This is a genomic window from Arhodomonas sp. KWT (genome assembly GCF_010993615.1).
Genome location: NZ_WNXE01000019.1, coordinates 12,331 through 22,044 on the forward strand (window position 1 = coordinate 12,331; position 9,714 = coordinate 22,044).

At 70.6% G+C, this 9,714-nt stretch carries 9 protein-coding genes and 1 pseudogene; 2 read left to right on the forward strand and 8 right to left on the reverse strand.

What is annotated here, in order from left to right; translation table 11 throughout:
* Positions 1-2,083 (reverse strand): inverse autotransporter beta domain-containing protein (locus G7A99_RS05765; RefSeq protein WP_163139177.1); only part of this gene is annotated, 2,083 nt, incomplete at its 3' end.
* 213 nt (positions 2,084-2,296) lie between these two features.
* On the opposite strand from G7A99_RS05765, the gene G7A99_RS05770 reads away from it, so the two are divergent.
* Positions 2,297-3,043, forward strand: a complete 747-nt coding sequence (locus G7A99_RS05770) for a metallophosphoesterase (protein ID WP_018718567.1) — start codon at positions 2,297-2,299, stop codon at positions 3,041-3,043.
* A gap of 23 nt (positions 3,044-3,066) precedes the next feature.
* A complete protein-coding gene (locus G7A99_RS05775; RefSeq protein WP_018718566.1) occupies positions 3,067-3,786 on the forward strand; it encodes a glutathione S-transferase family protein in 720 nt (239 codons plus the stop codon).
* A 6-nt stretch (positions 3,787-3,792) separates the two neighbouring features.
* Here G7A99_RS05775 and G7A99_RS05780 read toward each other — a convergent pair whose 3' ends face one another.
* From G7A99_RS05780 to G7A99_RS05810, 7 genes and pseudogenes are all read right to left on the reverse strand, one after another.
* Entirely contained in the window at positions 3,793-4,833 is a 1,041-nt protein-coding gene (locus tag G7A99_RS05780; protein ID WP_163139178.1) for a type I glyceraldehyde-3-phosphate dehydrogenase, read from the reverse strand.
* Between the two features lie 88 nt (positions 4,834-4,921).
* Positions 4,922-5,416, reverse strand: coding sequence for an ureidoglycolate lyase (locus tag G7A99_RS05785; RefSeq protein WP_018718564.1), 495 nt, complete (start codon positions 5,414-5,416; stop codon positions 4,922-4,924).
* 5 nt (positions 5,417-5,421) lie between these two features.
* Positions 5,422-6,453, reverse strand: a complete 1,032-nt coding sequence (gene alc, locus G7A99_RS05790; protein WP_163139179.1) for an allantoicase — start codon at positions 6,451-6,453, stop codon at positions 5,422-5,424.
* 184 nt (positions 6,454-6,637) lie between these two features.
* The gene (gene puuE / locus G7A99_RS05795; RefSeq protein ID WP_018718562.1) at positions 6,638-7,570 is read right to left on the reverse strand and encodes an allantoinase PuuE; all 933 of its coding nucleotides are present in this window, start codon (positions 7,568-7,570) and stop codon (positions 6,638-6,640) included.
* A 7-nt stretch (positions 7,571-7,577) separates the two neighbouring features.
* The gene (locus G7A99_RS05800) at positions 7,578-8,318 is read right to left on the reverse strand and encodes a GntR family transcriptional regulator (protein ID WP_018718561.1); all 741 of its coding nucleotides are present in this window, start codon (positions 8,316-8,318) and stop codon (positions 7,578-7,580) included.
* Between the two features lie 108 nt (positions 8,319-8,426).
* Entirely contained in the window at positions 8,427-9,437 is a 1,011-nt protein-coding gene (locus tag G7A99_RS05805; protein WP_018718560.1) for a glutathione S-transferase family protein, read from the reverse strand.
* A 52-nt stretch (positions 9,438-9,489) separates the two neighbouring features.
* A pseudogene (locus G7A99_RS05810) lies at positions 9,490-9,714 on the reverse strand (dioxygenase); the annotation flags it as partial.

Consider the following 9,714-nt stretch of genomic DNA (forward strand, 5'->3'; position numbering starts at 1 on the left):
CTTCCCCGCCGGTGCTGCTGATGTCCACCTGGCCGAGGTCGATGCGGGAGTCGGCGTCCGAGAGGTTCACGCCGGCGGCGGAGGTGTTCTGCACGGTCGTCTCACCGACGGTCAGCGGACCGTTTACATCCTGCAGATCGACGCCGTGGCTGATGTCGTCCCCCGACTGGTTGATCGAGGCGACCGAGGCCAGCTCCAGGTCGATGGCGGTCTCGCGCATGTCGAGTGCCGTGCCGGTGTGGGCGGTCACGTGCCCGGCGTCCGCGGTGACGGTGAAGTCGTTGCCGCCACGCACGTGCACGGCGTCACCGTCGGAGAAGACGGCGAGGCTGTCGTAGTCGATGCGGCCGGAGACGTTGTCGAGCGCCAGGGCGCCGGAGCTCGTTCCACCGGCGAAGACACGATTGCCGGAGGTGCCGAGCTGCGTGGCACCGCCGCTCACGGCTTGGATACCGCTGGCATCCGGGTCGGCGTCGAAGGTGGCATTGCGCACGGAGAAGCGCCCGGAGCCGCCGGCGACGCTGTTGTCCGCGAATCCCGTGATGGTCAGTGCGCTGTCGCCGGTGATGCGGATCGAGCGCGTGCCGATGGGGTTGTCCGCGACATGGTTGCCGGAGAACGTCAGGCGGCCGTTCATGTCGGTCAGGGCGAGGCCGGGCTCGCTGTTGCCGTTGCCGTTCTCGACGGTGTTGCCGGTGACGCTCAGGTGCAGGTCCGCGTCGCTGCCCTCCAGGAAGACGCCGGAGCCGTCATTGTCCACGAAGCGGTTGTCGCGGATGGCGACGTCACCGGACAGGGTCGGTTCACCGAAGACCGCATGCCCGGGGAACGTGTCCGACTGGGTGGCGCTGATCGTCAGGCCCCGGACCTCGTTGTCGCCGGTCAGGGTGACGGCCGCGTCCGTGGCACCCGCGATCTCCGCGCCCTGGTCGCCGCCGGTGGGGGAGGGCAGGGTGACCGTCCCGTCCTGGGTGGTCACTCGGTAGGTCAGGTCGGTGTCGTCGGCGAGGAGGCGCTGGCCGGGTTCGAGCGTGATCGATTCGCCGTTGAAGGTGCTGCCGGACCAGAGCAGGACGATGTCCGCCCCGGAGGTGTCGCCGTCGGCGCTCGTGAGCAGCTGGTAGGGCGAGTCCACGCCGCCGTCGCCGTTGGTGCCGGCGTTGCTGTCCACGTGCAGGACCCGGATCCGCTCACCATCCGGGGAGCGCAGCGGCTCGGCGGAGCGGTCATGGCCGCTGGCGAGCACGACGTCCGGGTCGCGGCGCACGCGTTCGGTCATGCGGCGCTCGATGGGCGACAGGCTCGGCCGTTCGGCGGGCGTGCCCAGCGGGATCTCCAGGCGGACCTCCGCGAAGCCGTCCGTTCCGCGCATGTCATCGTCACGGACCTCGCCGCCGAACGTCACGCGGCCGCCCTCGATGCCGAAGGCGTTGTCCAGGGACAGCTCCAGGCGGCCACGCGGGCCGGTCACCGGATCGACACCGTCGGCATCGAAGCGGAAGCCGCCGGCATAGGCGCGCACGTCATAGCCGTCACCGTTGATAATGCGGTAGCCGACCTCCGCGTCGAAGCCGGACAGCGCCGTCTCGTAGCGACGGTCCTCATCGACCACGATATTCGTGCCGGAGAAGCGCGGGTTCGTGCTCGTGGCCGACAGCGTCGTGGTGTCATCCTCGGCGACGTAGACATTGGCGCGCAGGTCCCAGTCCGGGGTCATCGCCTCGGCGCCGAATGTGCCCTGATTGAAGTAGTGCCCTGTCTCCGAGCGGCGGCGATCGAAGAAACCGTAGCCGCCGAGCAGCAGATCGTCGGAGACGATGCGCCGGTAACCGAGACCAGCGTTGCCCTCTTCGGAGTTGTCGCTGCTGCGCTGTGCGCGCAGATCCGTGAACAGCATCGAGTCGCCGGTCTGGTAGAGCGGCACCATGAATTCAATGCGCCCGAGGGTTCGGCTGTCCCCGGACTTGAGAATGAGTCGGCTGCGCCCTGTCCACTTGCCCGCTGCCGCGGCGGTGGTGGCAAGACTCACGGCGAGCGCGGTGCCGACCAGAGCGGTGTGCCCCAGGAGTCGCTTCTGGTTCATTGCTGTCGCTTCCCTTCCTGTAATGACGGTTGTTCTTTCTTCGTTGCGGGCGTGGATACCGACAGTCGTCGCCACTGGTGCAATGGGCCGGCACCTGCCCTTGTTGCAGCCTATGGAGTGCGACTTGCACCGGGCTTACACCGTGTCGCTGTGGCTGGCCGGCACCGTGCGCCGGGCGCTACCATCGTCGCTCGGCAGCGCCGAGGAGGCGGCATGATCGTCGAGCGGCTTCCCGCCAACCGCCGGGGACGTGACTACGTGATCGGTGATATCCACGCCGCGGTCTCCGCGGTGTACCGCCGGCTGCGGGCCTGCGGTTTCGACCCGGAACGGGACCGGCTGATCTGTGTCGGCGACCTCGTCGACCGGGGGCCGGAACCGGAGCTCGTCCCCGACCTGCTCGCCGAGCCCTGGTTCCACGCGGTGCGCGGCAATCACGATGTCAGCGTTCTGCATGCCGTCGGCGAGGAGGGTTCACCCGAGGGGCTGCCGTACCGCTGCGAGGACCACGACTGGCTCGGGGGGCTGACGGCGACACAGGCGCGGGCGCTGGTCGACGCGCTGGCCCGCATGCCCTGGGCGCTGGAGGTGGAGACCCCCGAGGGGCGGGTGGGGATCGTGCACGCGGAGGTGCCGCCGGCATTCCCGGACTGGGGCGCTTTCGCCGCCGCCCTGTCGGCGCCGGACACCGGCGAGCGCGTGCGCTACCAGGCGATCTGGTCCCGGGAGGCGGCCGGCCATTGCCGCGGCCGGGCGGCGGGGGGCGAACCGCCGGGACCGTTGCCGGACGTCTGCCGGGTCTTCCATGGTCATACGCTGATGCCCGGGCTGTCGCCCTGCCGTATCGCCAACCGGTACTGGATAGAGACCGGGGGCTGGCTGCCGGAGGCGGGCGCGCGGCATATGGGCGACAGCCCGCGCTTCTCCATCGTCGACATCCGCGCGCCCGGGATCGGGTGACGCGCCAATCCCGAGGTACAGAGATGACTGAACAGGCCCGGGGCTACTGCCTGTACTATTCGCCGGACAGCGCCAATCTGATCGTCCGCCTGGTGCTGGAGGAGCTCGGCGTGGACTACCGCGACGTGCTCGTCGACCGCGGACGTGACGAGCAGCGCAGCGAGGCGTACCGACGGCTCAACCCCCAGGGGCTGCTACCGGTCCTCGTGGCCGGGGAGGACGAGGTACTCTTCGAGACCGCCGCGATCGTCCTGCAGCTCGCCGACCGGCATGCCGCGCTCGCCCCGGCGGTGGCCACGCCGGCACGCGGTGAGTGCTACAAGTGGCTGTTCTATCTCTCCAACACCCTGCATGCGGATCTGCGGGTGCGCTTCTACGCCCATCGCTATACCGGCGATCCCGACGCCGTTGCCGGGATCCGGGCGGCGACGGCGGAGCGCGTCGCCGGCCATTTCGCCCTGCTGGAGGACGCCATTGCCGCGCACGGGGGCGACTGGCTGCTGCCCGGCGGGCTGTCGGTGTGCGATTTCTATCTCGCGGTATGTGCACGCTGGGCCATGATCTACCCGCGGGGGGCAGCCGCCATCACGCCGCCGCCGGCGAGCCATCCACACCTGGCGCGGCTGCTCGCCACGCTGGAGGCGCGTCCCGCCGTGGCGCGGGCCTGTGAGCGCGAGGCGGTGCCGGCGCCGTTCTTCACCGCGCCGGTGCCGCCCCGGCCGGCCGCCGGCAGCGTCTCCTGACGCCGGTCAGCCCCGGTCCGGGGTGTCCAGCCGGGCCAGGGCCTCGGCGATATCGAGCATCCGGCTGGCAAAACCCCACTCGTTGTCGAACCACGCCAGCAGCTTGATCATCCGGCCGTTGGCGACCCGGGTCTGGGTGGCGTCGACGATCCCGGAGCGGGGATCGTGGTTGAAATCCATGGAGGCGACGGGCTCGCGGTTGATTCCGATCAACCCCTCGAGCCGCCCCCCCGCGGCCGAGGCCAGCAGCTCGTTGACCGCCTCCGCGGTGGTCTCGTCACGCACCTGAACGGCCATGTCCATCGCCGAGACGTTGATGGTGGGCACGCGTACGTGCAGCGACTCGAAGCGCCCGGCGAGGTGGGGCATGAGACGGCCGATGCCCCGGGCCAGGCCGGTGTCCACCGGTACCATCGACTGCATCGCCGAGCGGGTGAGGCGCAGGTTGGTGCGGTGGTAGGCGTCGATCACCGGCTGGTCGTTCATCGCCGAGTGCAGCGTGGTGGTGACCCCGTGCTCCACCCCCAGGGCCTCGTCGAGGACCGTGAGGATCGGTACCACGCAGTTCGTGGTGCACGAGGCCGCGGAGACGATCCGGTGCGCCGGGGCGAGGGTGTCGTCGTTGATGCCGCGGATGATGGTGGCATCGATGTCGCTGCCCGCCGGGTGGGAGAACAGCAGCCGGCGGGCGCCGGCATCGATGTGGGCGCCGGCGCTGTCGCGCTCGCCCGGCTGGCCGGAGCACTCCAGTACCAGGTCCACGTCCAGCTCGCGCCAGGGTAGCCGTGACGCCTCTGGTTCGCTGAACACGCGGATCGGCCGGCCGTCGACGACGAGCTCGCCGTCGCGGGCGGTCACCTCGCCGGGAAAGCGCCCGTGGGTGGTGTCGAAGCGGGTGAGATAGGCGATGGTGTCCAGGTCACCCAGCTCGTTGATGGCGACCACCTCCAGCGCCGGCGTGCCGCCGCTGCGTGCCCGCTCGACCAGGGCGCGCAGCACGCAGCGGCCGATGCGGCCGTATCCGTTGATGGCGATGCGATAGGCCATGGGCAGACAGTTCGTTCCCGAATGGATGACCGCTGACCATACCGCGAACCGCCGGCGCGCGGCCACTGGCCGGTTTGCGGACGGCCCCTCAGGCGGTGAGCTGCAGCGGCTGCGCCAGCGTGAGCTCGTCGCAGTTGTCCCCGGGGCCGCCGCGGTCGACCACCAGGAAGTCGCTGGTGGACTCCAGTGCCAGCAGCGGGTGATGCCAGACGCCGGCGTGATAGTTCACACCCTGATCGCCGCGGGCGAGGAAGGCCCGCACCGTTGCGGGGTCGACCTGCTCGCCCGGCGGGGCCACCACCACCAGGTAGGGCCGGCCGTTCAGCGGCACGAACGCCTGGCTGCCCAGCGGGTGGCGCTCCAGCATGGACACGGTCAGCGGCGGCGAGAACGACTGGCCGCGGAAGATGCTGATCAGCGCCCGGGGCGCGTCGCCCCCGAGCTGGACTGCCGCGAGGTCGTGGAAGCGCTGCGTGGTGCCGTTGTTGATGGGGAACGACTCCGCCGTCTCATCGGCGGCGATGACGTCGCCGAACGGGGCGAACGCCTCGCGGGTCAGGGGCTCGGCGGTGAGGGTGCGCATGGCGGTCACTCCCCGTTGCGATACGGACGGCCGAACAGGCGCAGGCGGCTGACCCCGCCGTCCGGGATGATGTTGAAGCGCACGTGGGTCACCACGCCGATGTCATCCGCGAGCGCAGTGAACTCGTGGATACTGTCCGCCGACAGGGGCTGCTCGTCGAGCAGCGTGGGCCAGAACATGCTCTGGGTGACCAGCGATTCGTCGGTCGCCTCCGGGACGTATGCCGCCTGGATGCTGCAGCGGTCCGGGTAGTTGCCCTTGAAGTGGGCGGTGTCGACGACGGCCCGCTCGATCACGCCGGGGTGGGCGAGGGCGACGATGCACCAGTCGTTGCCGGGCTCGCGCCGCCGCCGGGTCTCCCAGCCGTCGCCCATGTTGACCCCGCGGCCCGGATGGAGGATGCGCGGGGTGCCGTAGTGGGCGTCGTTCCAGGCGACGACGCGGCCGCCGTTCATCAGCGCCGCCAGGTCCGCGTCTGTCTGCATGGCCGTGTCGGACCAGTCCCGCCGGACCTCGCCGTAGGCGCGCAGCCTGGCGATGCCGCCGTCGGGGAAGATGCGCACACGCAGGTGGGTCCAGGTGCGCCCGTCGTCGACGGCGTGAAAGTGATGCCGGTCGCCGGCCAGGCTCAGTGTGGGCAGCAGCGTGGTCCAGGCCGCGGCGTCGTCCGGGTCGCCGTCCGGGCAGTGGCAGGCCTCGACGGTGGCGGCGGGCGGAAAGTTGCCCGTGAAGAAGCTGGTGTCCAGGTCGAGGCCGTGGATCACGCCGGGTGCGGCCAGGCGGATGACGGCCCAGTCATGGCCGCCGTTGCGCCGGCGGCGGGTCTCCCAGCCATCCATCCACTTGCCGTGGTCGTCGAAGCGCTCCGGGTAGAACACCGGCGTGTCGGCGGCGAGCATGCGCTCAAGAGGGGCGAAGAACTCGTCGCTGGCCGCCACCGCGGCGGCACCGGCGCCGGCGTCGGCGAGGTTGATGCGCCCGCGGGCAAATGCGGGCAGCTCGACCGGCGGGGCCTCGATTCTCGGCTCTGTGCTCATCGCGGGTCTCCGTTGTCTCTCGCCGTCGGGGACGGTTTCCCGTTCCCCGCCTGGCGGTGTGATCGCAGCGGTGCTGCCGGGCAGGGCATGCCGGCGGTAGTCCGACGGCGGCCGTGGATGACCGTCGATGACACGGGGGGCTCTTTTCGCGATCCCCGCGACCGGCATTTCTGCGATGCCCCGTCTATGCGTACGGGTGATGCTCGCGCCAGTGGCGCGCGATGTCGATGCGGCGCGCCACCCACACGTGGTCATGGGCCTCGATGTGATCGAGGAAGCGCTGCAGGGCCCGGAATCGCCCGGGCCGGCCGACCATCCGGCAGTGCAGGCCGATGTTCATCATCCGCGGCGTCTCCGCCCCTTCGGCGTAGAGGACGTCGAAGGCATCGCGGAGGTGGCGGAAGAAGGGCTCGCCGTCGCCGAAGCCGGTGGGCGAGGCGAAGCGCATGTCGTTGTTGTCCAGGGTGTAGGGCACGATGAGCTGGGGCACCTCGCGCCCGTCGCTGACGGTGACGCGCTGCCAGAACGGCAGGTCGTCACCGTAGTAGTCCGAGTCGTAGACAAAGCCGCCGTCCTCGGCCACCAGCCGGCGGGTGTTGGGACTGTCCCGGCCCGTATACCAGCCGAGCGGGCGCTCGCCGGTGAGCTCGGTGAGGATGTCGACGGCGCGTGCCATGTGCTCGCGCTCCACCGCCTCGGGGACGTCCTGGTAGTGGATCCAGCGCAGGCCGTGGCAGGCGATCTCGTGGCCGGCCTCGCGGAACGCGGCGACGGCCTCGGGATTGCGCTGCAGGGCCATCGCCACGCCGAATACGGTCAGCGGCAGGCCCCGGCGGGTGAACTCGTCGAGCACCCGCCAGACGCCGACGCGGGAGCCGTACTCGTAGATCGACTCCATGCTCATGTGCCGGGCCGCGTAGGGCTCGGCGCCGGGGATCTCGGAGATGAACGTCTCCGCGTGGGGGTCGCCGTGGAGGACGTTGTTTTCGCCGCCCTCCTCGTAGTTGAGGACGAACTGCACGGCCACGCGGGCCCTGCCGGGCCAGTCCGCCTGCGGCGGCCGGCGGCCGTAGCCCACCATGTCCCGTGGGTAGGCGGTCTCCTGTGCGGTGTCCATGGCGCGGTTACTCCTCGCTGGCTGTCTGTGTCGGGCCGTGCCGGCCGAACAGGGCGTTGAAATCCGGGGTCTCGCGGCGCTCGCCGTCGAAGTTCAGGGAGCGCTCAATCCCCTCGAGGTGACGGGTCATCCACTGCCGGGCCCGTTCCCGCTCGCCACCGGCGAGCAGCGCCAGTATCTCGCCATGGTCGCCACACTCGCAGCCGACGCTGCTCGCCGAGCCGTAGACCGCGATCACCAGCGACGAGCGCCGGGCGAGCTGTTCGATGAACGTGGCGAACGGGGCATTGTGCGCCACGCGGGCCAGGCGGATGTGGAATGCCGCGGAGAGCTGGATGGCCTCGTGCTGCGCGCCGTCCGCCTGGGCACGGCGCTCGCGGTCGACGAGTTCGTGGAGGGCGGTGAGGTCATCGTCGCCCAGGGCGTCCACGACCCAGTCGACGAGGGCGCACTCGGCAAGGCGCCGGGCGGCGAAGACCTCCCGGGCCTCGTCCGGGGAGGGCTTGGCGACCTGCGCGCCGCGGTTCGTGCGGAGGGTGACCAGGTGTTCCAGCGCCAGGCGCTGGAGGGCCTTGCGGATGCTCGTGCGGCTGACCTCGAAGGCCTCCGCCAGCGCGTCCTCGGGCAGGCGTGCTCCCGGTGCGAGGCGGTGATCGACAATCGCCTCGCTGAGTGCGCGGTGGATCGTGTCGTCCCGGTTGCGCGGTGTCCGCTCCGCCCGGGTCGCGGCGTTGCTCTCCATGGCCATGGCGCCCCTTCACCGCCGGCTCGATGGTGGCTTCTGGGCTGCAGGATATAGGGACTGTATACAATATGGAACAGTTTCTGTCCCCAATATGAAACGCCCGCGCCCCCGTCAGTGGGCAGGCGGACGTTCGAGGATGCCTTCTCCGGGCAGATGTTCCCGGTCGTGGGGCCGGTCGAGATCCACGTCCGGGCCGAGGGGCACGACCAGCGACGGGTTGATGGCGGCGTTGGTGTAGTAGCCCACGCGGATGTGCTCGAGGTTCACGGTTTCGCGGATGCCAGGCCACTGGTAGAGCTCGCGGAGGTAGGCGGCGAGGTTGGGGTAGTCCTCGATACGGCGGACGTTGCACTTGAAGGCCCCGTGGTAGGCGACGTCGAAACGCACGAGGGTCACGAACAGTCGCCAGTCGGCCTCGGTGAGGTGGCGCCCGGCGAGGTAGCGGTGGACGTCCAGGTGGCGCTCGATCCGCGCCAGGGTGTCGAACAGCGCGCGCACCGCCGTCTCGTGGCTTGCCTGGCTCCGCGCGAAGCCGGCCCGGTAGACGCCGTTGTTCACGCGCTCGTAGATGAGGGCGTTCCAGGCGTCGATCTCCCCGCGCAGGGGGACCGGATAGAGGTCCAGGCGGTTGCCGGTGAGGTGATCGAAGGCGGTGTTGAGCATGCGCAGGATGTCCGCGGATTCGTTGTTCACGATCCGGCCCGCCTGACGGTCCCAGAGCACCGGTACCGAGACCTTGCCTGTGTACCGCGGCTCCGTGGCGGTGTAGAGCTGGTGGTGACGGGTGACCGGTGCGATGGCCGGCCCCGCATCCTGGGGCTCGCTGTATGTCCAGCCGTCCTCGCCGAGCACCGCGTCCGCCACGGACACGGGGATCAGCGACTCCAGTCCCTTGAGGCGGCGGGCGATGAGCGTGCGTGACGCCCAGGGGCATAGATAGGCGACGAAGAGCTGGAACCGTCCCGCCTCGGCGGCGAGGGGGGTGTCGTCCGCGGGTGCGGGCGTGCCGTGCGGGGTGATCCAGCGGCGGAACCGCGTCGGCTCGCGCTCGAAGGCGCCGCCGTGGATCTCGCTCTCGGCGATGTCGCCGCGCACCCACTGTCCATCGACCAGTCCGGGCATGATGTCCTCCGTGTCCGTCGGGCCGCCCCGCGCGCGGGGCGTCGTTACCGGGTCACTCCGCCGCGAGGGCGTCGGTGCCGAAGAGGTAGGCCGACTGGCGGCTGGCGAGCACCTCGTCGGTGAACACCCGCCGCCCGGGATCGTCGCCGGCGGCGCCCGCCGCCACGTGCAGCGGCAGCAGGTGCTCCTCCCGCGGGTGGGCGGCACGGGCCGACGGTGCATCGTCCCAGTGTGCGAGCGCCGTCTCGCGGGCCGTCGCCGGGCCCGTCACCGCCGT